Origin of the sequence: Streptomyces sp. NPDC051576 (assembly GCF_040681835.1) — a bacterium.
Taxonomy (GTDB): domain Bacteria; phylum Actinomycetota; class Actinomycetes; order Streptomycetales; family Streptomycetaceae; genus Streptomyces.
Genome location: NZ_JBFAZO010000005.1, coordinates 449563 through 472449, shown reverse-complemented (window position 1 = coordinate 472449; position 22887 = coordinate 449563). Strand labels below are relative to the sequence as shown.

Here is a 22887-nt window from a genome sequence, read left to right as displayed (position 1 = left end):
CTGACTCCTGATGCGGCGTCAGGTCGCCCGGGCCGCCTCGGCGGTGCCGCGGGTGTGCCCCGGACCCCGGCCCCCGCAGACGAGAGAGCGAGACGAAAGACGATGAATCCCGCGAGCACCGTACGAACAGCCGTCAGTACCTCACTGCTTGAGGACTTCTCCCTGGAGATGACGGGGAAGGACGTCCCCAAACTGGAGGAGGCCCGCGACAGCATCCCTCAGGGCACCCGGATCAATGTCACCTTCCTCGGCAACGAGAACCTCCAGATGCGCCTGGAGGCGGCCCGGGCGGTCAAGCGGCTCGGGTTCGTGCCGGTGCCGCACATATCGGCCCGCCGCCTGGGGTCGCGCGCCGACTTCGAGCAGTTCCTGGCCGGCCTGCGCGACGACGGCACCTCCGACAACGTGTTCGTCGTCGGGGGAGACCCGACGCATCCCGAAGGCCCCTACGCCGACTCGCTGTCCCTGATCGAGACGGGCCTGCTCCAGGAGTACGGCGTCCGCCACGTCAGCGTCAGCGGCTACCCGGAAGGGCATCCCGCGATCGACGACGGCGCGCTCTGGTCCGCGCTGCGCGACAAGCACGCCTCGCTCGCCGCCCAGCCCCTGGAGGGCGGCATCATCACGCAGTTCGGGTTCGACGTCGACCCCGTGCTCACCTGGGTGGAACAGGTCCGCGACCAGGGTGTCGAACTCCCCGTCCGGATCGGGGTGCCCGGGCCCGCCGGAGTGCGCCGGCTGATGTCGTACGCGGCCCGCTTCGGGGTCGGCACCAGCGCCTCGGTCGTCAAGAAGTACGGGCTCTCCCTGAGCAACCTCATGGGCACGGCGGGACCCGACCGCTTCCTGCGTGACCTCGCCGCGGCCCACGACCCGGGCCGCCACGGCGACTTGAAGATCCACTTCTATACGTTCGGCGGGCTCAAGGCCACCTCCGACTGGGCCGCCCGCTTCCGGAAGGAAAGCCCGGCATGACCCTCACCCAAGACGCTCCGGCCCGCACCACCACCGGCAAGCGCCCCGCCCAGCAGGCCTCGCTCGTCCTCCAGGGCGCCGACGCCACGGGCATCGTCGCCGCCGTGACCTCCGTCCTGAGCAGCCACGGCGCGAACATCGTCTCCCTCGACCAGTACTCCGACGACCCGCACGGCGGTGCCTTCTTCCAGCGCACGGTCTTCGGACTCGACGGTCTCCAGGCCGCGTTGCCCGCGCTGCGCGCCGATCTCGACGAGCACCTGGTGGACACGTTCGGACTGAGCTACACCCTGCGCGACCTGTCGGTGCCCAAGCGGGTCGCGATCTTCGCCTCGAAGTCCGACCACTGCCTGCTCGACCTGCTCTGGCGCCACCGGCAGGGCCAACTGCCCGTCACCGTCGCCATGGTGATCTCCAACCACCCCGATGTCGCCGAGGAGGTGCGGTCGTTCGGCATTCCCTTCTTCCATGTCCCCTGCCAGGGCGCGGACAAGTCCGCCGCGGAGGCGGAACACCTGCGGCTGCTCAAGGGCAACGTCGACTTCGTCGTCCTGGCCCGCTACATGCAGATCCTCTCGGGCGACTTCATCGAGAACGTCGGCATCCCGATCATCAACATCCACCACTCCTTCCTGCCCGCCTTCATCGGCGCCGGCCCCTACGCCAAGGCCAAGGAGCGGGGCGTGAAGTTGGTGGGAGCCACCGCCCACTACGTCACCCAGGACCTCGACGAGGGCCCGATCATCGAGCAGGACGTCGTCCGCGTCACCCACGCCCACTCGGCCACCGACCTCACCCGGCGCGGTGCCGACGTGGAACGCGCGGTGCTCTCCCGCGCCGTGCTGTGGCACGCCGAGGACCGGGTCATCCGGGACGGCAACCACACCATCGTGTTCGCCTGACGGCGACCCGGATCATCGGCTCCCGCCGGGCGACCGGGCCGGCCGCCGCGACGGTGGTGCGCGGGTGCCACGACGACGGCCGCCCGGTACGGCCGCGGTCGTACGGCCGCGGTCGCACCGACCGCACCCGGCACCCGCGCCCCTGTCGCCCGGGCGAATCGTTCCCCATCACACGAAGGCGGTTCGACCATGACCACCAGGATCGACGGCACCGGCATCGCCCGGCGGATCCGCTCGCAGGTCGCCGAGGAGGTCGCCGCGACCGCGGTCACGAGCCCGGGAAGCGTCCCCGGACTGGCGACCGTCCTTGTCGGCGACGACCCGGCCAGCGCCGTGTACGTCGCCGCGAAACGGCGTGCCATCAAGGAAGCCGGCATGCGTGACTTCCACCGCCACCTGCCTCAGGACGCGACCCACGACGACGTGGCCGCCGTGGTGGACGCGCTGGCCGCCGACCCGGAGGTCTCCGGCATCCTGCTCCAACTCCCGCTGCCCCGGCAGCTCGACGCGGCCGCGCTGATCGACCGTATCCCCGTCACCAAGGACGTCGACGGCCTCACCACCGCCAGTCTCGGCCTCCTCGCCCGCGGGGAGCGGGGGTTGCGCCCCTGCACGCCCAGCGGAGTCATCGAACTGCTCGATGCCGAGGGTGTTCCGCTCCAGGGCGCGAACGTCGCGGTGGTCGGCTGGGGCGAGCTGGTCGGCAAGCCCCTGACCCAGCTGCTGCTGCGGCGCGGGGCGACCGTGTCGGTGGCCCACGAGTTCACCGTCGACCTCGCCGCGGTCACCCGTCCCGCCGACATCGTCGTGGTCGCCACGGGCGTCCGCGGGCTCATCGGCCCCGAACATGTCGGACCCGGCGCGGTCGTCATCGACGTCGGCATCCACCGGACGCCCTCGGGCCTGGCCGGCGACGTCCGCTCCGAGGAACTCGACGGAATCGCCGACCGCATCACCCCCGTGCCCGGCGGAGTGGGCCCCATGACCATCGCGATGCTCCTGGTCAACACGCTGCGGGCCGCTCAGTGGAGTTCCGGGCGCGAGGCCGTCGCGGCGTGAGAACCCGCCGGAACGCGGGCCGCTCTCGGCAAAGGAGGTTCGCAATGGACCGCTTCCCCGCCATGGCCGTACTCGGCGGACAGCTCGCCACCGGTCTCATGGACGTCACCGACGACGCCTCGGCCCTGGACTCCGAGGGCTTCTGGGCCGTGGCGGCGGACTTCGAGGGACACCTGGCATGCGCCCGCTTCCGCGACGTACGACGCATGGACGTACGACGGACGGACGACCGCCACCTTCCTACGGCGCCCTGGCGCGGCCCGCGTGCCGAAGCGTGGACCACCTCGCTCGACCACCTCGCCTACACGGACGGGGTGACCCGTATCCGCGAGCACATCGCCGCCGGCGAGGTCTACCAGGCCAACCTGTGCCGGGTGCTGTCCGCCCCGATCGCGCCGGAGGCCGACGTCCTGGCGCTCTCCGGCCTGCTGACACGGCACAATCCGGCGCCGTACGCGGGTGTCATCCGCCTGCCGCACCACGGTGTGGAGGTGGCCACCGCGTCGCCGGAACTCTTCCTGCGGCGAACCGGGAGAGACCTGGTCTCGGGGCCCATCAAGGGAACCGGCCGCACCGAGGCGGATCTGCTGGAGAAGGACTACGCCGAGAACGTGATGATCGTCGACCTGGTCCGCAACGACCTCGGCCGCGTCTGTGTCCCCGGCACCGTGGTCGTACCCGAGCTGTGCGCGGTCGAGAAGCATCCAGGGCTCGTCCATCTCGTGTCGACGGTGCGAGGGCGACTGCGTGAGGGGGTGGGCTGGCCCGAGCTCCTGGAGGCGACGTTCCCGCCCGGTTCGGTCACCGGGGCGCCCAAGGAGAGCGCCCTGCGGATCATCGGCGCGTTGGAGACGGCGCCCCGTGGTCCCTACTGCGGCGGCATCGGCTGGGTCGACGCGGACCGTGGACGCGGTGAACTGGCGGTCGGCATCCGCACGTTCTGGATCGACCGTGGCGAAGGGCTCCTCAGGTTCGGCACCGGAGCGGGCATCACCTGGGGCTCGGAACCCGAGCGGGAATGGCAGGAGACCGAGCTCAAGGCGCATCGGTTGCTGGCCATAGCGAGCGGCGGGTCGGGTCGTGATCCGGAGAGCTGAAACGATCTAGCGCGTACAGTTGACTCAGCGTGGTGGAGCGTGGAAGGCCGACGGATGGGAGTGTTCCGGCATGGGGCGTGCGGGCCGGGTGACATTGACCGACGTGGCCAAGGCGTCCGGTGTGTCACGGGCGACGGTGAGTTTCGTACTGAACGACGACCCGCGCCAGACGATTTCCGCGGCCACCCGGGAGCGGGTCATGGAGGCCGCCCAGGATCTGGGCTACGTCCCGCACGGCATCGCCCGCGCACTGCGTGAGGGTTCCTCGCGCATCGTCGTGCTCAACGTCGACTGGGGCATGGAGGGCAACTTCTCCCGCAGCTACGTCCGCGGCCTGGACGAGGAGCTGGCCGAACACGACCACATCCTGCTGGTCCGGCACGGGCACTCGATCCCGGAGGCCACGCAGAAGGTCCTGGACACCATCGCGCCACGGGCGGTGCTGCGGCTCGGCGAGGCCTATATGCGGGGACACGAACCGATCGAGGACGACTGGGAGAACGGCTTCGCCGCCAACGCCGCGCTCCAGATCGGGTTCCTCGCCGACCGGGGGCACACCCGGATCAGCCTGGCGATGCCCGATCACGACTTCCCCCTGACCGAGGCCCGGCTCGGCTTCGCCCAGGAGGCCGCCCGCCGTCTGGGACTTCCACCGTTGGAACGCCTGGTCGTCCCAAGGCCCCGCGAGGCAGGCGCCGCCGCCATCGAGTCGTTCCTGGCGACCCACCCCGACGTGACCGCCCTGGCAGCCTTCGACGACGACATCGCCCACCGCAGCCTCGCCGCCCTCCGGGACCTCGGACTCCGAGTCCCCCAAGACATGGCCGTGATCGGCTTCGACGAGACCGAACACGGCTCCCTGTCCACCCCCGCCCTCACCACCGTCCACATCGACGCGGAGATCCTTGGCAGGATCGCGGCTCGTGATGCTCTGGGGATCGGTACTGGGGGGTTGGCACCGGTGCGGGGGTGGATTGTGGAGCGAGGGTCGGTGTGATCGGTGTGTGGTGACGGTTCGCCGTTGGCTGGTGGGGTCGTTGCCCGCGACGCGCTGGGTATCAGTACCGGGGCCGGCGGCCGTGCTCGGCGGGATGTTTGAGCGGGCCTGGGTGTGATGGGCGGGGACTGTGAGGGGGCGATGGTTGGCCGGTCCCTGGCCGTGGTTGGCTGGTGCGTGGGGCGGTGGCCCGCGACGCCCCGGGTTTCGGACAGCGCGTGCCCCAACTGGCTTTGGCGGTACGCCTGTTGCCCGCCGAGTCGACCGCCGACGCCCACCTCGCCTCCGGCTCGCAGCCGTACCGCACCAGCCCAAACCGGCAGTGCCGGTCTGGCGCCCGTTGCTTCATGCGACCTGCTCCGCCTTGGCAGGTCGGAGGGGTGGTTGGGGCAGTGTGCGTCCCGACGGGCGTTGGTGGTGGGCCTGTTGTCCGCCGCATCGGGCACTGACGCCTGTATCAGCCCCCGCTGACCAGTACCGGTCTGACGCCGTTCCTACCGGCGACCCGCTCCGCCGCACCGGCCCCCTAGCAACAGTTCGGACACCACGAGCTCCAACAGGCCCGAGCGATAAGCCTGTTGCCCCCGCCGAAGCGCGATCCGCAACCCCTGCTCACGAACTGGAGCGAACCACCGGCCACATCGCCTCGTACGCGGGATCCTCCCCCTCCAACGCGACCAGCACCTTGCGTAGTTGGCCGATGATCTCGTCCTTCCCACCGCCGCCGAGGATCTCGGCGAGGGCGCCGTCGATCGCGGCGATGCGGGCGCGGCCGTCCGCGACGCCGGCCAGGCCCGCTTCGGTGAGTTCGTGGAGGATGACGCGCTTGTGCACCGGGTGGGGCAGTCGGCGGACCCACCCGGCGCGTTCGAGCTGGGCGAGCGCCGTTGTCGCGCTCTGCGGTGTGATGTGAAAGCGGCGTGACAGGTCCGAGGCGGACATCAGGCCGAGTTCGTCGATGTGGACGGCCAGACCGAGCTGGGTCACCGTGACGCCGAGTCCGTCGAGTGCGCCCTGAAGCCTGCCGTGCACGGCCTGCTGTGTGCGCCACAGGACGTACGGCAGTCCGTCCTGCCATGCGGAACCCGTGCTGTCCATTGCCGAAGACATCGTCACCCTCCGTTTGTACGGGACGCCAGTATCCGCCATCCGCCCGAGAACATTGTTTCAGACGCCTTAAAACTTTACAGGCATCTGTTATATGGTCTCAGGGCACAGCGACGAGGCTGTGCGCCGGTGACCGAGAGGAATCCCATGGCCAGTCTCGAAGAAGAGATCAACAAGGCTGGAGGGGCGCTCGCCCTGCTGCGGCAGGGGCGCTCCGGGGCGTACCCGTTCCCGATCAAGGCCGAGTTCAGCAACTGGCGTGACGAGCAGGAGGCGTGGCGCAACAGCGCGGCGCTGATGGACCTGTCGCACCACATGACGGACCTCGTCGTGCAGGGGCCCGACACGTACCGGCTGCTGGAGCACCTCGGCGCGAACAGCTTCCAGGGCTTCGGCCCCGGCAGCGCCAAGCAGCTCATCACGGTCCGCCCCGACGGCTACATGATCGGCGACTGCATCCTGTTCTGCGTCGGCGACCGTCACGTCCGGATCGTCGGCCGCCCGCCGGCCCTCAACTGGGTCCAGTTCAACGCGGACACCGGCGACTGGGACGTCACCGTCCGCCGCGACGAGCGCACCGTGAACAACCCCAAGGGCCGTGAGCTGTTCCGGCTCCAGCTCCAGGGCCCGCACGCCGCGGCGATCTTCGACAAGGTCAACGGCGGCCCGATGCCGGACATCCCGTTCTTCACCATGGGCAGCTTCAACGTCGGCCCGCACAAGGTCACCGCGCTGAACCACCGGATGTCCGGCTTCCCGGGCTACGAGTTCACCGGCCCGTACGCCGACATCGAGTCGGTGCGGGACATCATCGTGGAGGCCGGCGCCGAATACGGCCTGCGCCAGATCGGTTCCCGCGCCTACGCCTCGGTCGCCACCGAGTCGGGCTGGATCGCCAACACCCTGCCGGCGACCTACACCGGCGACGACATGAAGGCGTTCCGGGAGTGGCAGTCGGCGCGCTCCTTCGAGGGCAACCTCGCGCTCGGCGGCAGCTACGTGGCCGACCGTATCGAGGACTACTACCTCACCCCCTGGGACCTCGGCTACGGCCACATCCTCAAGTTCGACCACGACTTCGTCGGGCGCGAGGGCCTTGAGGCCATCAAGGACCAGCCGCACCGCCGCAAGGCCTGGGTGCTCTGGGACCGCGACGACGTCGCGAAGATCTTCGCGAGCATGTACGAGCAGGGCGACCAGCGCTTCAAGTACATCGAGATGCCGGCGGCGTTCTACACCGCCTGCCAGTTCGACCGCGTGGAGAAGGACGGCGAGTTCGTGGGCGCCGCGATGCTCACCTCGTACTCCGCGAACGTACGCGGCTGGATCTCGCTCGGCACGATCGACCCCTCGGCCGCGGCTGGCGACCAGGTGGAGATCGTCTGGGGCGAGCCGAACGGCGGCTCGCCGAACCCGGCCGTCGAGCGCCACGCCCAGACCCGCGTGCGCGGAACGGTCATGTCGCGTCCCTTCGCGACGAAGAAGCACTGATCAGGGGCGCGGGGGAGGCGCGGGCCTCGCGGTCGTGAGGGCTCTCTGCTAGGGTCGCTAGATCGATCTAGCGACCCTAGTCGAACGCCGACCGGCTCCGCCCGACCCACACCGCCTCTGTTCACGCGGCCCGGAGGGGCCCCGGCGCCGTGGACGACCGGAGGAATGCCATGGACCGTCTGCTCCTCATGCGCAGCTTCGTCATCGTCGCCGACCTCGGCAGCTTCAACGGAGCCGCCAAGGCGCTGGGGTCGTCCGGCTCGCTGGTGTCACGGCATGTCGCCGAGCTGGAGCGGCAGGTCGGCGTCCGGCTCGTCAACCGCACGGCCCGCTCGGTCAGCCTGACCGAACCGGGCCTGCGGTACGCCGAGTTCGCCGCCCGCATCGTCAAGGAGATCGACGCCGAGGACTCCAACATCGCGGATCTGCACGACCGGGCGGAGGGCGTCCTCAGCATCATCTGCCCGAAGTGGATCGGGAGCCTGGACCTCGGTGACGCCATCGCGGCGTTCTCCGCAGCTCACCCGAAGATCCACATCCGCTACGAGCTGGGAGGCGTCTCCGACCGGACGTACGACTTCCTGGACGGCGGTTTCGACCTGGCGTTCCACACCCGGGACCTGCGGGACTCCAATGTGCGCCTGAAGAAGATCGCCTCGCTGCCCTTCGTCCTGTGCGCGTCGAAGGCGTACGTCGACGAACACGGCCCCCTGACGCATCCCAACGACCTGGCCACCCGTGACTGCCTGGTGCACGTCAACGACCCGGTCTGGCGCATCGGACACGGCCACACCTCCACGCTGCACAAGATCCGCAACGTGGCCTTCTCGTCCAACTCGTACATCGCGCTCCAGAAGGCGGCCGTCCACGGGCGCGGCATCGCCCTGCTGCCGCAGCGGTCCGTCTACGACGATCTCGTCTCCGGTGCCTTGCAGGTCCAGCTCCCCGAGCTGGCCGCACCCGACCGGCCGCTCTACGCGATCCACGGTCCCGGCCCCGGCACCCAGCGTAAGATCACGGTCTTCCTGGACTTCCTCGCCGAGTGGTTCGCCAAGAACCCGATCCCCACGATCGCCTGCTGACCTCCGCCGAGGCCTGCCCGGAGCGAAACCTTATAGTTCGCCCCGAGAACTTATATTTTGTGCCAAGTGATGGACAGCCGTGCTCCAAGTGACCACTGTGGCAACGCGAATCGAGCCGCGAAGGAGCTGTCTCTACATGTGCGAACCCTTGGGTGAACCGACGTCCCGCCGGACGATACTGGGCGCGATGGCGGCATCCGCCGCTGCCGCGGTCGCCGTACCACTGCTCGCCGCCGAGCCGGCCGCCGCGGCGACCACCACCGCGTCCTCCGGAACGGGCCTGTCGGTGACACTGCTCGGCACCAACGGCGGACCGCCGCCCCTGGCCACCCGCTACGGCATCTCCTCGGCGCTGACGGTGAACGGCAAGACGTATGTCGTCGACTGCGGCCGAGGAGCGGTGACCCAGTACCTGCGCGCCGGTCTGTCGATGCCGGCGCTCGCCGGCATCTTCCTGACCCACCTGCACGCGGACCACGTCGTCGACTACTACTCGTTCCCGCTGCTGTCGGCGGGCGCCTCGGGCGCGCAGGGCTTCCAGACCCCGATCCAGGTCTACGGCCCCGGTCCCGTCGGTGTCGCCTCCACCGTCGCCGGGGCTCCCGGACCCGTGCCGGGCACCGTCGAGATGACGAAGCTGGCCGGTCAGGCGTACGCGGCCTCGCCGACCTTCTTCATGACCGAGCACGCGGGCATCGACCCGGCGACCCTGCTGGACGTCCACGACGTACTGCCGCCGTCCGGTGTCGGCGCCTCGGCGACGAACACCGCGCCGACCATGGCGCCGTTCACCGTGATGGAGAACGACGACATGAAGGTCACCGCCGTCCTGGTCCCGCACGGCGCGGTGTTCCCCGCCTACGCGTACCGCTTCGACACGGACCACGGCAGCGTCGTCTTCTCCGGCGACACGTCACCGACCCCGAACATCATCACGCTCGCGGCGGACGCGGACGTCCTGGTCCACGAGGCCCTGTACCCGGCGGGTCTCGCGAGTCTCGGCCTGCCCCAGACGCTGATCGACCACATCCTCTCGACCCACACGGACGTGGCGGAACTCGGCCGGATCGCGGCCGAGTCGAACGCCGGAACGCTGGTCGCGACCCACCTCGGTCCGGGACAGGAGTCCGTGGTCTCCGACGCGACCTGGCGCCGCCTGCTCCGCGACAGCGCGCTCCGGGCCGGCTTCGGCGGCTCGATGGTGCTGGGTAAGGACCTGCTGCAGGTGCCGGTACGGAAGCGGGGGTCCCGGCGGTCCTGACCGACCCGGTACCGCGCGGAAGTTCCGCATTGCTTGCACCGCGCGACCGATCACCGGTGCGTCACGACACTCGCCTCGCCCCGAACTGGCTGTTACCGTCCAACTAAATCGATCTAGCAAGAAGGCGGCGCTCCGGACGGCGCTCCGGACGCCGTCCTGGACGACGGCCACTCGACGGAGAGTGAAATGGACCTTTTCTCACAGCAGCGCAGCACCTACGAGGCGGTCCTCCGGCTGCGTGACGCACCGTTCATCACCGAGCGGCCGGCGCTGTTCAGCCCGGCCGCCGCGGCCCAGGACGAGGGCAACACACGGGGCACCTACGGCCGCTTCGCGCAGTTGCTGCTCCCCGAGGAGTACTCGGACTGGGTCGAGGAGAGCGCCGCCCATGTCGGTTCCTGCTACGTCGGCGACTGGACCGCGCTGCACAAGGTGAAGGTGCACGGCCCGCAGGCGCTCGCGTTCCTGGGCCAGTTGGGGATGCGGGACCTGTCCCGTTTCGAGACCGGGCAGATCAAGCACCATGTGCAGCTCGACGAGAACGGCTGGATCGCCTCCGAGGGCGTGCTGTGCCGGCTCGGGCCCGATGAGTTCGTCTACACCGCGGGCAGTTGCGACTGGCTGTTGTGGCAACTGGGCCTGGGCAGTTGGGACGCGGCGGCCACCGACATCAGCCCCGACGTGTTCATCTTCGGCGTCCAGGGCCCGGCGTCCCTGGCCGTGCTGGAGAAGCTGACGGGGGACGATCTCCGCGACATCGGCTTCAGCCGCAGCCGGATGTCGACGGTCGACGGGGTCCCGGTACGGGTACTGCGCACCGGGATCTCGGGCGAACTCGGGTACGAGCTGCACGGGCCGACCGGGCACGCCAACGAGATCTGGGCGGCGGTCGTGGCGAGCGGGCAGGACGCCGGCATCCGTCAACTCGGCTTCCGGGCCCAGCCCGTTCAGCACATCGAGGCCGGGATCGCGACCAACGGCCTTGACTATCTGCCGGCGTCGATCCTCACACCGGGTGCGCCGAGGCAGTTCCGCAAGGGCGTGCCCACCGGCAGTTTCGTCCCGGTCAACGGGGTGACCGACTACTTCCGCAAGCCGGCCGAGCTGGGCTGGGGGTTCCGCAAGGGTGTCCCCGACCGCGACTTCATCGGCCGCGACGCACTCGCCCGGGACGCCGAAAGCGGCGCCCCCTCCCGCCAGTTGGTGGGCCTGCGCTGGAACGAGCAGGACATCGCCGGCATCCTCACCTCGCTCCTGAGCGAGGCCGAGCTGCCCGACCAGATGGAGATGCCGCGCGGCCGCGGACCGCACTTCGACCAGGTCCTGGTCTCCGGCGAACCGGTGGGCGTGGCCACGGGCCGGACGGTGAGTCCCACCCTGCGGGCGATGATCTCCCTGTGCGTCCTCGACCCCGCGCACACCACACCCGGCACGGAGGTCGTCGTCCTGTGGGGCCGCCCCGGCACCCCCCAGCGGGAGATCCGGGCGGCGGTGACCCCGCTCCCCTTCAAGCCGGACAACCGGCGCACCGACGTCACCAAGCGGTGACGTCCCCCTCGCGCGTGCGTTCGCGGCACCGCGTGAGGGCTGGGAGGCTGATGGTGTAGCGGGCTACACCATCAGCTCGGGAGCGTGCTCCCTCGTGGGTTCGAGCGGGCGACGGAATCGTAGAGGACAGAGATTCCGAGAGCGCTCAGCTCCCCGTCCCGAAGGAAATCCCATCATGTCGAAGTCGCCTCTGGCCCGTGTGAAGTCGTTCTTCGCCGATCTGTTCCTCTGGTCGTTCTTCGTCGTCGGCCTGGCCACCAGCATGGGAGGGGCGGGAGCGGTCCTGGACGGCACGGCGAAGACCGCCGCGACGTTCGTGGGTATCGCCGTCGCGCTGTTCACGGGCTCGAAGATCACGAAGAAGCCGAAGATCAAGGCGTTCCTGTCGTCGCGGCCGGTGCTGTGGTTCCTCTTCCTGTTCAACGGCGGCGTGGCCGCGGTCTCCTACCTCACGATGGACGGCGCGAAGGGCATCGCGACCGCGGCCGGCATGGGACTGGTCTCCCTGGGAGCGGCCGGCGGCCTCGTCTCGAACTACCGCAACGGCGGCCAGGCGGCCCCCGAGGAGCCGGTGTCCGAGGCCCCCTTCCAGCAGCAGCCCGGCTACGAGGCCCAGTACCCGCAGCCGGTCTACGACGCCCCGTACGAGCACCCGGCCTACGGCACCCAGTACCCGCAGCCGACCTACGACGCCCCCGCCCCGTACCAGCAGCAGCCGGTCCGCGGGACCTCGAACCGTCCGGGGGACGACACGCACTGGGCGTGAACCGGGAACACCTGCCCCACGGCTCTTCAGCCCTGCCGAGAACCAGCGAACCAAAGAACCAAAGAACCAAAGAACCAGAGAACCAGAGAACCAGAGAAAGCGAACCTTCCCATGGCCACGATGAAGTCCCTCCGGACCGGCGGTGTCGACAAGGTCGAGGTGGTGGACGTCGAAAGGCCCGCCCCCGGCCCGCGAGACGCCCTGGTACGCATCCGGGCCTGCGGCATCTGCGGCACCGACGTCAGCTTCCTGCACATGGGCGGCATGCCCGCCCGCGCACACCTGGGCGGGGAGATCGTCCCCGTACCCCTGGGACACGAGCCGGCCGGGGAGATCGTCGAGGTCGGCGCCGAGGTCGCGGACCTCAAGGCCGGTGACCGCGTCGTGATCGACCCCACCGGTCACCCGTCCGGCCTCATCGGCTGCGGCGGCGCACAGGGCGCCATGAGCGAGTACCTGCTCGTCGAGAACGCCGTCATCGGGCAGAACGTGGCCGTCTTCCCCGGCCACCTGCCCTTCGCGGTGGCCGCGCTGAACGAGCCGATGGCGGTGGCCCGGCACGCCGTCAACCGCTCCGAGGCCAAGCCCGGCGACAAGGTGGTCGTCTTCGGCGCCGGGCCCATCGGCCTGGGCGCGGCGATCTGGCTGAAGCTGCGCGGGGTCGAGCACGTCGTCGTCGCCGACGTCATCCCGTCCCGCCTGGAGAAGGCGCTGGCCGTCGGCGCGGACGCCGTGATCAACTCCGCCGAGGAGGATGTGACGACCCGGCTGACCGAGCTGCACGGTCAGGCCGCCAACGCGCTCGGCCAGCCCCGCCCCGGCACCGACATCTACATCGACGCCGCCGGCGCCCCGGCGGTCTTCAACGCGGTGATCGCCAACGCCAAGTGGCACGCCAAGCTGGTCATGGTCGCCGTACAGAAGCAGGGCTCCGACATCGACCTCGGCGGCATGCTGCGCAGCGAACTGACCCTCGTCGCCTCCCAGGGCTACCCCACCGAGATCTTCGAGGTCACCCCCGAACTCGCCGAACACCACGAGCGGTTCGAGAAGCTGATCAGCCACCGCGTGCCCTTCGACGAGGCCGAGCGCGCGTACGAGCTGACGCTCACGCCGGGCGCGGCCGAGAAGGTCGTCGTCACCTTCGACGAGTAGACCCGGCCACGCTGATCCGCTGTCGGACCGACTGCCGCGAACCGCTCTGGCGCGATCGAGGGATGGTGGGCGAGGACGGTCTCCTCGAAGTCCCTCCGGGGATTCCACCGTCTTCCGATCGGCCGGATCAGCAGACAGCCCGAGTCGACGAGAACGGCGCGGAGATCCTCCGGGGAGGACGGTCGTGTCGTCAGCCACCCAGTCAGGTGAGCGGACGCCCCATCGGTCATCAACAGGCCGGGCGAGCCCGGTGCCGGCCGGGGACCCGCGAGGGTGTCGCTGAGTACGTCCAGTACGGAGACCGAGGACATGTTGCCGTTGCGGGACAGCGAGGCCCGGGTCCGTGACAGGGAGTCCGGTGGTAGCCGTAGGGAGCGGATCACGGCGTCCACGATCTTCGGCCCGCCGGGGTGGCACACCCAGGTCGCCACGCCCCGGATGTCGTGGCCGTGGTCAGCGAGGAACGCCCGGACGTCCTCGCCCAGGTACCGCTCGGTCAGGTCCGGGATCTCCCGGGACAGCACCAGGTGGAAACCGTCGGCGCCGATGTCCCAGAGCATGAGCTGTTCGCTGCGGGGATAGAGGCGACTGCGGGTGGCGACGACGACGGGACCCGGGACGCCCGGCGCTGCCGCTCCGTCGCCGAACAGGCTCGCACCGGCGAGAGCGGCGGCGTCGGCCTTCGGCTGGGAGGTCAGCGAGCACATTCGACACAGAGCAGCACGGCCATCTGGTCCGGCCAGGCACGCAGATAGTCGTGGACACGGGCGAGCCCGGCGGCACCGCCGCCGCCGAACGCGCCTCCCCGGAGGTGACGCGCGCCGCTCGGGCCCGGCCCCCCGGGTCAGTGCGTAGGGTTCGGCTCGATGCCGAGGATGGCGGTCGGCGCGGACAGGTCGGCGTAGCGGCCCAGCAAGGCCAGAAGACCGCCCGGCTCGTCCACCGGACCCCCTGCGGCGCTGCCCGGAGACACCGCCCACTCGAAGGCCGGGAGCATGTCGTCGGTGCTGCGGAACCACTCCACGCCGAAGCCGTCGGGCACACCGCCGCCGAAGCGGGTGGCCCCGGTCGCGGCCACGGTGAGTTCGTCGTCGCACTGCAGAGCCACATAGCCGACGCGCGTCGGGTGGTGCGCGGCGACCACAGGTCCGACGTTCTTCTCCCAGCTCTCGATGAACTCCTCGTGCGAAAGGTGGGGTTGGCGGACGAGCGGATGCAGGTACTTGAGCCTGGTCCGGCGGTCGTCGAAGAGCTTCTCGCGCGCTACGGCGACCATCGAGGCCTCGGTCGACACCAGCGGGGCGAGCCGCTCGACGAAGGTGGCCAGCGACTTGGTCACCGTGGCCTTGTCGGGCCGCGCCACCAGCACCACCTCGGCCGCCACGTCGTAGTCCGACTCGGGGATGCCCTCGTGCGGACCCCGTTCACCGGGACCGGCGACGTGTCCCACGATGACCTCAGTGGCCCTCGCTCCGAGTCCGTCGCCCAGCTCCGCCATCTCGCCGCGGACCTTCTCCACGAGCGCGGGGACCTCCGCCCGGTCACATGCGCGCAGCAGTGCCACGATCCGCCAGTCACGGGTGGTCGGAACCGCCATGACGTCCTCCCTCTGTCCATCGACGTTCCCGGTGAGGGTAAGGAGCGGGCGCCCGGATCCTGGACGGCTCCTCTCGGTCAGCGGGACGACCGGGACCCCGCCGGCCCCAGGCGGCGCGAGTCATGTCCTGACGTAACGTCAAGAAGGCCTGAAATAAAAGGCGTTGCTGCGGGAAAGTTGCCGCGCGGTGCTCGTCGTGACGAGATCCGGTCTGCTAGTTTCCGGGGCTGGATCGATTTAGTACCGGTCTGTGCCTGATCGGCGTCTCTGTCCGTGCCTGCGTCTGCGTCTGTGTGCCCTCGCGGCCTGGAGCCGAGCTGCCCGGACCGGCCAGAACTAGATCGTTCCAGTTACCGGTTCGGCCGATGGTGGGCATCGGCCGGGCTCCCGACAACCGCCGACGCCGACCCCACGGTTCCGGGGCGCCGCGTCGGGACGAAAGGCTCGCTTCTCATGTCGAAACTCGCCCGACGGATCAGACCGATGTCCGCGGCGGTCTGCGGTCTCGGCCTCCTGCTGTGCGGCTGCGGTCTGCAGTCCGACACCGGTGCCACTTACTCGGGCCCGGTGCGGCTGGGATTCGTGAACGGCGGCTCGTCGCAGTTCAACAGCTGCCTGCAGAAGGCGGTCGTGGAGTCCGCGGGTGACAATCTGGCCCGGGTGCGGACGGCCAACTCCCGGCAGAGCCCGACGATCGAACTGTCCAACGTGAAGGACATGATCGCGCACAAGGTGAACGCCATCATTCTGATGACCGTCGACGCCAGTGCGCTCAAGGCCGACATCGCCGCGGCCAAGAAGGCCGGTATACCTGTCGTGCTCACGGCGCTGCTGCCGCCGGACGGGGACAAGGACATCCTGGGTGCCGTTCTCGGCCAGGTCGCCGAGGCCGGCAAGCTGGACGCCCAGTGGGTCGCCCAGGACGCCGACGGGGAGTCGGTGCAGGCCGGTGTCGTGTTCGGTGACGGCAGCACGTCGTCCGACCTGATGGCCGGCGGATTCACCAAGAACCTGCCGCACAACGTCGAGGTGGTCGCGAGCGAGCCAGGCGGGTTCAACAAGCCGGAGGCGAATGCCGCGGCGGCCCGGATGATCCAGGCTCACCCCGATATTCGCTATGTGTTCGTCGCCAGCGAGGAGATGGCGTTCGGTGTCCGTGAGGCGTTGGACGCGGCGGGCGCCGGAACGGTGAAGATCGTCACCGTCAACGGCAGCGACGCGGGGCTCGCCGCACTGAAGGACGGGCGCTTCTCCGCCACGGTCTCCAGCTCGGTCAAGGACCTCGGTGACCTGGCGGTGACGCAGACCCTCTCCCTGTTGCGGAAGGACAAGACACAGAAGATCGTGTACGTCCCGAGCCGCCTGGTGACCAAGGACAGCGCGGACACGGCTCCCCTGTACTGCCCGTCCGACTGAGCGGCGGTCGGACAGCGGCACGGGGCCGTCCGCTTCGGTGGGCGGTCGCCTCGTGCCGGGATAGGTGTCGGGCTTCGTGGAGAAGGTCGTAGAACAGGTCGTGGAGCGAGGGGTCTACGGCGCGGCCGACGAGGCGGCGGAGCGGACCGCGCCCAGGGCGTCGGAGTAGAGGCCGAGGATGTCGGCGTCGCCCTCCGCCCGTACCCATTCGTGGATCGCCGCGTCGGCGCAGCCGAGGGCGGCGGTGACGAGGGCACGGGCGCGGGCATCGGGAGCGGTGCCGGCGCGGTGACCGAGGCGCGAGCGGACCTCGGGGACGAGCAGGTCCTGCCACAGAAGCTGTTTCTCGATACGGCGCGCCCGCAGGGAAGGCGTGTGGGTGAGCATCGCGTTGGCGCGCAGGCTGCGTTCGGGGTCGTCGACGAAACCGCGCAACGGAAGGGCAACCGCGTGCCCCAGCGCCTCCCATACCGACTCCTGGGCCGGACGGGCGTGGAGGGCTTCGCGGATGCGTTCGCCCGCGTCGGCGATGCTTTCGAGGACGACGTCCTCCTTGGCCGGGAAATGGCGGAAGAAGCTGCTGCGGGAGACGCCGGCCGCCTCGGCGATCTGGTCGACGGTGGTCGCTTCGAAGCCGTCGGCCAGGAACAACTCCATTGCGGCGGTGGTGATTTCGGCGCGCACGGTGGCGCGCTGTCGTTCCCGCAGGGAGGGCTTGGGACTCGTCGGACTCGCCTTCATGGAGGCATCCTAGCTTTCGGCTCAATCTGGCACTGAGTTCCATGTAGGGTCTGAGTGTCATCATCGCCGTATCGCCCTGTGATCGCAGGAGGACCCCATGCAGTACCGGACTCTCGGGCGCACCGGCGTCCATGTCAGTTCGCTCGCCCTCGGGACGATGAACTTCGGACCCTTCGGCAGCACCACCGAGGCGGAGACCACCGCCCTGGTGCGACGAGCCCTGGACGCCGGCGTCAACCTCATCGACACCGCCGACGCGTACTCCGACGGGATCTCGGAGGAACTGGTCGGCAAGGCGCTCAAGGGCGTCGACCGGGACGACGTGGTGCTCGCCACCAAGTTCCGGCTGCCCGGCGGGATGCTCCGGCAGAGCGGGAGCGACCAGCGGAACGGGACGACGCTGAACAGGCAGGGTGGCTCGCGCCGTTGGATCGTCAAGGCCGTCGAGGCCAGCCTGCGCCGGCTGGGCACCGACCACATCGACCTCTACCAGATGCACCGCCCCGACCCGGCAACGGACATCGAGGAGTCGCTGTCGGCGCTGACGGACCTTCAGCGCGCGGGCAAGGTGCTCTACATCGGGACGTCGACGTTCTCGGCCGCGGAGATCGTCGAGGCGCAGTGGACGTCCGAGCGGCGCGCGCTGACGCGCTTCGTCACCGAGCAGCCGTTGTACTCGATCCTCGCCCGCGGCATCGAGGCCGATGTGCTGCCCACCGCGCGGAAATACGGCATGGGCGTGCTGACGTGGAGTCCGCTGTCGGGCGGGTTCCTCTCAGGCAAGTACCGGCCGGGCGCCGAGCCTGAGCGGTCCCACCGGGACAAGCTCGGAGCGGGCAGGCCGGTGCCGGTCAGCGGCGACGACGCCCTCAAGCGGGAGGCCGCGGAGAAGCTCTACGTCCTTGCCGAGGAGCACGGCATGTCGCTGGTCGAGATGTCGCTCGCCTTCGTCACCGGTCACCCCGCCGTCACCAGCGCGCTGATCGGCCCTCGAACCCTCGACCAGTTGGAGTCCCAACTGCCCGCCGGCGACCGCGTACTGACCACCGAGGTCCTCGACCGGATAGACGAGGTGGTCGCCCCCGGCCGCAGCGTCAACGCCGGCGACGCCCATGCCGTCAACCCGGCCCTCCAGGCGGTCAATCGGCGTCGCTGACTGTGTCGTGGGTGGGCAGCCGCGGGGAGCGGAGCACGAGCAGGGTGATCTCGCTGGGGGCGAAGACGCGGAACGGTGGGCCCCAGAAGCCGGTGCCGCGGCTGGTGTAGAGGAGTGTGCGGGCGCCGTGGCGGCTGAGGCCGGCGACGGCGGGCTGGTCGAGGCGGACCAAGTAGTGGAAGGGCCAGATCTGGCCGCCGTGGGTGTGGCCGGACAGCTGGAGGTCGACACCGCCCGCCGCGGCCCGGTCGATGAACTTGGGCTGGTGGGCCAGGAGCAGGACGGGCAGTTCGGGGTCGGCGCCCTCCAGGGCTCCGGCGAGGTGGGCGCGGTGCCCGGCCAGGCCGGAGGACTCGGCGGTGACGTCGTCCACGCCGGCCACCACGAGGGTGTCGCCGCCGCGTTCGAGCAGCAGATGGCGGTTGCGCAGCGGCTCCCAGCCCAGCTCGGCCATCAGGTCGACCCAGCCCTGGGCCTCGCTGTAGTACTCGTGGTTCCCGGTGACGTACACCCGGGCCCGGGTCGCCCGCACGGTACCGAGGGGGACGGCCTGGGCGCGGCGGCGCTCGGCGGTGCCGTCCGCGATGTCGCCGGTGTGGCAGACCACGTCGGCTTCCAGCGTGTTCACCGTCTCGCACACCCGCGCCGACCAGCGAGCGCGATCGAGGGGGCCGTAGTGGGTGTCGGTGATGAGGACGACCCGGAGGCCGTCCAACCCGGCACCCAGGCGCGGGAGTTGCACGTCGAGGCGGCGCACGCGCGGCACGCGGCGGGCCTCGGCGTACCCCCAGCCGAGCAGCACGGCGCTGACGGCGAGGACGGCCCAGGTGACGATACGGGCCCGGTCCTGGCCCCCGCCGACGCCGGCCACGGTCAGGGCGAGCCGCAGGAGGACACCGAGCAGGACGGACCAGGTGAACAGGATCCAGCCGGTGCCCAGGAGGGTGTCGCCGATGATCGCCGCCCGGTCCTGCTGGCGCCGGCCGTGGCCGCGCATCATCGCGAGCGGCATACCGATGAGACCGAGGGCGAACAGGGTGGTGCCGACCAGCGTGACCGGCAGCGGCCAGTGCTGGCCGGTGTACAGGAGCACCAGGCAGGGCACGGCCCACAGCAGGACGGGGGCGATCAGGGGGATGTAGCGCATCAGGCGGCGCAGCAGGCTCCGCCGCGGCCGTTGCGCCTCACCCTCGGCGGGCCGGGTGTTGCTGGTGTCGGTCACGCTTCCCCTCCGGACCAGGACTGCCGTCCCGCGCACTGTATCCGGTCGCCTCGGGCCGGCCGGACGGGCGTTCATGCGCGCGGCCCAGGTCGATGACGGCGAGTGCCGGCCGAACGGAAGGCGGTCGATGCGCTCCCGCAACTGGGCATCGACATAACCCGAGTTGGGAAGGTGCGTGCGGCCGTCGCACCGGACGGTGGTGTGTCTGTTCCCCCGGCGACAGGTACCTGGCTCGTGGGGCGGGGGCCGCTCGGACTCCCGCCCCCAGCGCCCCGGCTCCGAAGACGAACCCGATGGCCACGGGTAATGCGATGTTCCCGCGGTGGCTGGACTGGCTGAAGCGGCTTCCCGTGACGGACGGCACGCGGCGGTCGGTGCCGCCGACGCAGGACTTCAGCCCGCTGGTGCAGCGCGCGTACGCGGACGGCGAGGCCGCTCCGGCCGGCTGGGCGGAGGCGATGGACGCGGCGTGGCAACGGCACGAGGAGCATCGCTAGGACCAGGCTGAGCGGGCCGGTGCGTTCCGGCTGGACGCGGCGGGCCGGCCGGGGCGCGTGCTGATCGGCCGGATGGCGGCCGGGGTGGGGGACGCGGACGACACGCGCGCGGGCCGGGCCAGGTCAGTGACAGCAGGGAGAGCTCGGAAGTCGTGGTCGTGCGGCGGCGGGCGGATGGGGAGCCGGCCACCGTGGACCGGATCGCGCCGGACAAGGCCGGCCCGGACCGGCCTCCCGCCCCTCGGACGGGGCGGCCTGCGGCTGCCGATCCAGTTCTCGTACACGGACGTGATGGACCGCGCCGTCGCCGAACTGGACGAACTCCACGTTCCCGCCCGGCAGATGAAGGACCGTCACTGGCCGTCCTGTCAGCTGATTCTCGCTCTGGACGCCGATTGGCAGACCCGCTTGGCAGGGTTCCGACTCCGCCGCAGCCCCTCCGGCGGACTTGAGGTGACGCGTGCCTGACGCGAGTGAAAGCCGTGGGAACGGCCCGTTGTCGTTCGACCTGACTCCTGCTACGGCTGCTGCTGGATGAGGAACTCGACCGGGTCGCCTCTGGCCCCGCCGGTGCGCCAACGCTCTTCCCGCTGAGGTGAGTTCGGACGGGCCGCGACGGGAACGACGCCTTGCCGGTCGACGCCTGCCTCATCGTCTCCCCGCGTGAGCGGAACGGTGAAGTTCCCTTTCCGGTGCTGTCGATCAGTTCCGGACAAGTTCGGTTGCCAGTGCCAACGGTCCGGAGAACTCCCGCCGTCACTGGGCGCACGCCATGTTTTCCGTCCCCGAAGCACCTGCGGGCAGTCGCAGTTCTATCGACTCGGCGTCAAATGTTGTGCACAAATTCCACACAGACCTCTCTCCAGGAGGGCACACATGGTCTAGATTGACCTTGCTTCGCACAGTGTGACACCGGGCGACAAAAGATGATCTATGCGTCCGGCGATGCGGATGGCCAGCGGTTGTGCCTCTCGCGTCGGACGTGGGGGTTACCAATTCCGTTGGCCCGAGGGGGGCTTGGGGCATGGAGAGCATCCGAAGTCGCGCCGGGTTCCCGTGCGTTTCAGGAGTCTGGTGGGACCTGCGAGTCCAATGTCGCCAGGGTGGGGTGCTCGCGAAGTTCTGACACGGCCGGGAGGTCATGCGCCGGGGGCGTGGGCTTCCCGAGGGGGAACAGCGGAGGGAGAGCTTCCGTGGGGGGAGCTGCAGTGCGGGGGGCGGGGGCCTTCCGCAGGGGCGAAACAGTGTGTGGCGACCAACGTCACACCACTGGGGACCTTGGGGGGTTCTGTGCGGCAGGGGGGAATAGTCGGCCCTTTTCCGTCGGCGCGCGGGCGTCTGGCGGACGGGGCGATTGGACAGCCGGCGATCGAGTGGGAGCAGCGGTACAGACGTACCGTGATCTTCAGCGACACCGTGGCCACCGCTTCCGTGGTGGCGGCGATCGGAGACTTCTTCGGGGCCCGGGACGCGGCCAACTGGCATGAGAAATGGGGCATTCTCGCCTTCGGCACCCAGGTGCTGGTGCTGGGTGCCCTCGCGGTGAGCCGCTCGTGGGCGCCGGCCGTACTCGGCCAAGGCGCCGAGGAATTCCGCCGGTTGGGGCGCTCGCTGTTCACGGCGACCGTCGTCCTGGCGCTCGGCGGGATCGCGCTGACCTCGCGCAACATCAAGCTCTGGATCTTCGTCGCGATCCCGGCGATCGCGATCGTCACCATGACGGAGCGGTATGTGCTCCGTCTCTGGCTGCACAAACAGCGCAACGAAGGACGCTGCCTGAGACCGGTGCTCGCCGCCGGGAGCCCGGCAACCGTGCGCGACCTGATCAGCCGGACCCGCAAGTTCCCGCACCTCGGCTGGCGGGTGGAGGCCGTGTGCACGACGGACGGCCGCGGGGTCGACGGCGGCCAAGGCGGCCTGGACGGCGACCAGTTGGACGGAGTGCCGGTCATCGGTCTGCTGGAGGACGTCGCCAAGCACGTCCGCCACGACGGCTACCGGGTCGTCGCGGTCACACCGGACCCGCACTGGTCACCGGACCGGCTGCAGCGCCTCGCCTGGAACCTCGAAGGCAGCGACGCCGAGATGATCGTGGCCCCCGTGCTGATGGAGGTGGCCGGCCCGCGGCTGCACGTCGACGCGGTGCTCGGGATACCGCTGCTGCGGGTCAGCATGCCGACCTTCACCGGAGGCCGCCGGGCCATCAAGGGAGTCGTCGACCGGCTGGGCTCCGCGATCCTGCTGCTCCTGTTCGCGCCGCTGATGATCCTCGTCGCCCTGTTAGTGCTGATGGACAGCCGGGGCGGAGTGTTCTACCGCCAGCGCCGGGTCGGCAAGGACGGCCAGGAGTTCACCATGCTCAAGTTCCGCAGCATGGTCGCCGACGCCCACCGGGCACGCGCGGAACTCGCCGACCGCAACGAGGGCGCGGGCCTGCTGTTCAAGCTCCGCCGGGATCCGCGGGTGACCCGGGTCGGTACGGTGCTGCGCCGGTACTCGATCGACGAACTCCCGCAGCTCTTCAACGTACTCACCGGATCCATGTCGCTCGTCGGACCCCGGCCCCCGCTGCCGGAGGAGTCCGCCGCGTACGACCCGGACATCCGAAGACGGCTGCTGGTCAAGCCCGGGCTCACCGGCCTGTGGCAGATCAGCGGACGCAGCGACCTGTCGTGGGACGAGGCCGTCCGCCTCGACCTGCGGTACGTGGAGGACTGGTCGCTCGCCCTGGACACAGTGATCTTGTGGAAGACCTTGCGTGCCGTGATCCACGGGCAGGGGGCCTACTGATGCGCGCGGGTCGTCCGACCGGCGCGCG

At 70.1% G+C, this 22887-nt stretch carries 19 protein-coding genes and 1 pseudogene; 15 read left to right on the top strand and 5 right to left on the bottom strand.

What is annotated here, in order from left to right:
- Window positions 1-102: 102 nt before the first annotated feature.
- From AB0M63_RS19430 to AB0M63_RS19410, 5 genes are all read left to right on the top strand, one after another.
- Window positions 103-975 carry a methylenetetrahydrofolate reductase gene (locus tag AB0M63_RS19430; RefSeq protein WP_366020220.1) on the top strand — a complete coding sequence of 291 codons (873 nt, stop codon included), beginning with the start codon at window positions 103-105 and terminating at the stop codon, window positions 973-975.
- The gene (gene purU / locus AB0M63_RS19425) at window positions 972-1877 is read left to right on the top strand and encodes a formyltetrahydrofolate deformylase (RefSeq protein ID WP_355921224.1); all 906 of its coding nucleotides are present in this window, start codon (window positions 972-974) and stop codon (window positions 1875-1877) included. Before AB0M63_RS19430 ends, purU begins: the two co-directional genes overlap by 4 nt.
- Window positions 1878-2066: 189 nt before the next feature.
- Window positions 2067-2936 carry a bifunctional 5,10-methylenetetrahydrofolate dehydrogenase/5,10-methenyltetrahydrofolate cyclohydrolase gene (locus tag AB0M63_RS19420; protein WP_355921226.1) on the top strand — a complete coding sequence of 290 codons (870 nt, stop codon included), beginning with the start codon at window positions 2067-2069 and terminating at the stop codon, window positions 2934-2936.
- Window positions 2937-2980: 44 nt separating this feature from the next.
- Complete coding sequence (locus tag AB0M63_RS19415) at window positions 2981-4033, top strand: chorismate-binding protein (protein WP_366020219.1); 1053 nt, start codon at window positions 2981-2983, stop codon at window positions 4031-4033.
- Between the two features lie 70 nt (window positions 4034-4103).
- Window positions 4104-5030, top strand: coding sequence for a LacI family DNA-binding transcriptional regulator (locus tag AB0M63_RS19410; protein WP_355921230.1), 927 nt, complete (start codon window positions 4104-4106; stop codon window positions 5028-5030).
- A gap of 612 nt (window positions 5031-5642) precedes the next feature.
- Here AB0M63_RS19410 and AB0M63_RS19405 read toward each other — a convergent pair.
- The gene (locus AB0M63_RS19405; RefSeq protein ID WP_366020218.1) at window positions 5643-6140 is read right to left on the bottom strand and encodes a MarR family winged helix-turn-helix transcriptional regulator; all 498 of its coding nucleotides are present in this window, start codon (window positions 6138-6140) and stop codon (window positions 5643-5645) included.
- A gap of 144 nt (window positions 6141-6284) precedes the next feature.
- Here AB0M63_RS19405 and AB0M63_RS19400 point away from each other — a divergent pair, with 144 nt between their 5' ends.
- From AB0M63_RS19400 to AB0M63_RS19375, 6 genes are all read left to right on the top strand, one after another.
- Entirely contained in the window at window positions 6285-7628 is a 1344-nt protein-coding gene (locus AB0M63_RS19400; RefSeq protein ID WP_366020217.1) for an aminomethyl transferase family protein, read from the top strand.
- 170 nt (window positions 7629-7798) lie between these two features.
- Window positions 7799-8710 (top strand): LysR family transcriptional regulator, encoded by a 912-nt coding sequence (locus tag AB0M63_RS19395; protein ID WP_355921237.1) that lies wholly within the window; start codon window positions 7799-7801, stop codon window positions 8708-8710.
- 187 nt (window positions 8711-8897) lie between these two features.
- Complete coding sequence (locus tag AB0M63_RS19390; RefSeq protein WP_366020216.1) at window positions 8898-9971, top strand: MBL fold metallo-hydrolase; 1074 nt, start codon at window positions 8898-8900, stop codon at window positions 9969-9971.
- 186 nt (window positions 9972-10157) lie between these two features.
- Window positions 10158-11519 carry an aminomethyl transferase family protein gene (locus AB0M63_RS19385; RefSeq protein WP_355921243.1) on the top strand — a complete coding sequence of 454 codons (1362 nt, stop codon included), beginning with the start codon at window positions 10158-10160 and terminating at the stop codon, window positions 11517-11519.
- A gap of 175 nt (window positions 11520-11694) precedes the next feature.
- Window positions 11695-12285: a hypothetical protein gene (locus AB0M63_RS19380; protein WP_366020215.1), complete on the top strand. Its 591-nt coding sequence runs from the start codon at window positions 11695-11697 to the stop codon at window positions 12283-12285.
- Between the two features lie 111 nt (window positions 12286-12396).
- Entirely contained in the window at window positions 12397-13440 is a 1044-nt protein-coding gene (locus AB0M63_RS19375) for a zinc-binding dehydrogenase (protein WP_366020214.1), read from the top strand.
- Window positions 13441-13778: 338 nt separating this feature from the next.
- Here AB0M63_RS19375 and AB0M63_RS19370 read toward each other — a convergent pair.
- Window positions 13779-14000: pseudogene (locus AB0M63_RS19370) on the bottom strand (type III polyketide synthase); the annotation flags it as partial.
- A gap of 284 nt (window positions 14001-14284) precedes the next feature.
- Window positions 14285-15037: a hypothetical protein gene (locus AB0M63_RS19365; RefSeq protein WP_366020213.1), complete on the bottom strand. Its 753-nt coding sequence runs from the start codon at window positions 15035-15037 to the stop codon at window positions 14285-14287.
- A 483-nt stretch (window positions 15038-15520) separates the two neighbouring features.
- Between AB0M63_RS19365 and AB0M63_RS19360 the strand changes: the two genes are divergently transcribed.
- Complete coding sequence (locus tag AB0M63_RS19360; protein WP_366020212.1) at window positions 15521-16453, top strand: substrate-binding domain-containing protein; 933 nt, start codon at window positions 15521-15523, stop codon at window positions 16451-16453.
- A gap of 114 nt (window positions 16454-16567) precedes the next feature.
- Here the strand turns inward: AB0M63_RS19360 and AB0M63_RS19355 are convergent, their stop codons facing one another.
- On the bottom strand, window positions 16568-17194 hold the full coding sequence (locus AB0M63_RS19355) for a TetR family transcriptional regulator (protein ID WP_366020211.1): 627 nt from the start codon (window positions 17192-17194) through the stop codon (window positions 16568-16570).
- Window positions 17195-17291: 97 nt separating this feature from the next.
- Between AB0M63_RS19355 and AB0M63_RS19350 the strand changes: the two genes are divergently transcribed.
- A complete protein-coding gene (locus AB0M63_RS19350) occupies window positions 17292-18350 on the top strand; it encodes an aldo/keto reductase (protein ID WP_366020210.1) in 1059 nt (352 codons plus the stop codon).
- Here the strand turns inward: AB0M63_RS19350 and AB0M63_RS19345 are convergent.
- Window positions 18334-19572: a metallophosphoesterase gene (locus AB0M63_RS19345; protein WP_366020209.1), complete on the bottom strand. Its 1239-nt coding sequence runs from the start codon at window positions 19570-19572 to the stop codon at window positions 18334-18336. The two genes, AB0M63_RS19350 and AB0M63_RS19345, sit on opposite strands and share 17 nt — an antisense overlap.
- A gap of 293 nt (window positions 19573-19865) precedes the next feature.
- Here AB0M63_RS19345 and AB0M63_RS19340 point away from each other — a divergent pair, with 293 nt between their 5' ends.
- Window positions 19866-20069: a hypothetical protein gene (locus tag AB0M63_RS19340; RefSeq protein ID WP_366020208.1), complete on the top strand. Its 204-nt coding sequence runs from the start codon at window positions 19866-19868 to the stop codon at window positions 20067-20069.
- A 1290-nt stretch (window positions 20070-21359) separates the two neighbouring features.
- The gene (locus AB0M63_RS19335) at window positions 21360-22859 is read left to right on the top strand and encodes a sugar transferase (protein ID WP_366020207.1); all 1500 of its coding nucleotides are present in this window, start codon (window positions 21360-21362) and stop codon (window positions 22857-22859) included.
- The last annotated feature ends 28 nt before the right edge of the window (window positions 22860-22887 follow it).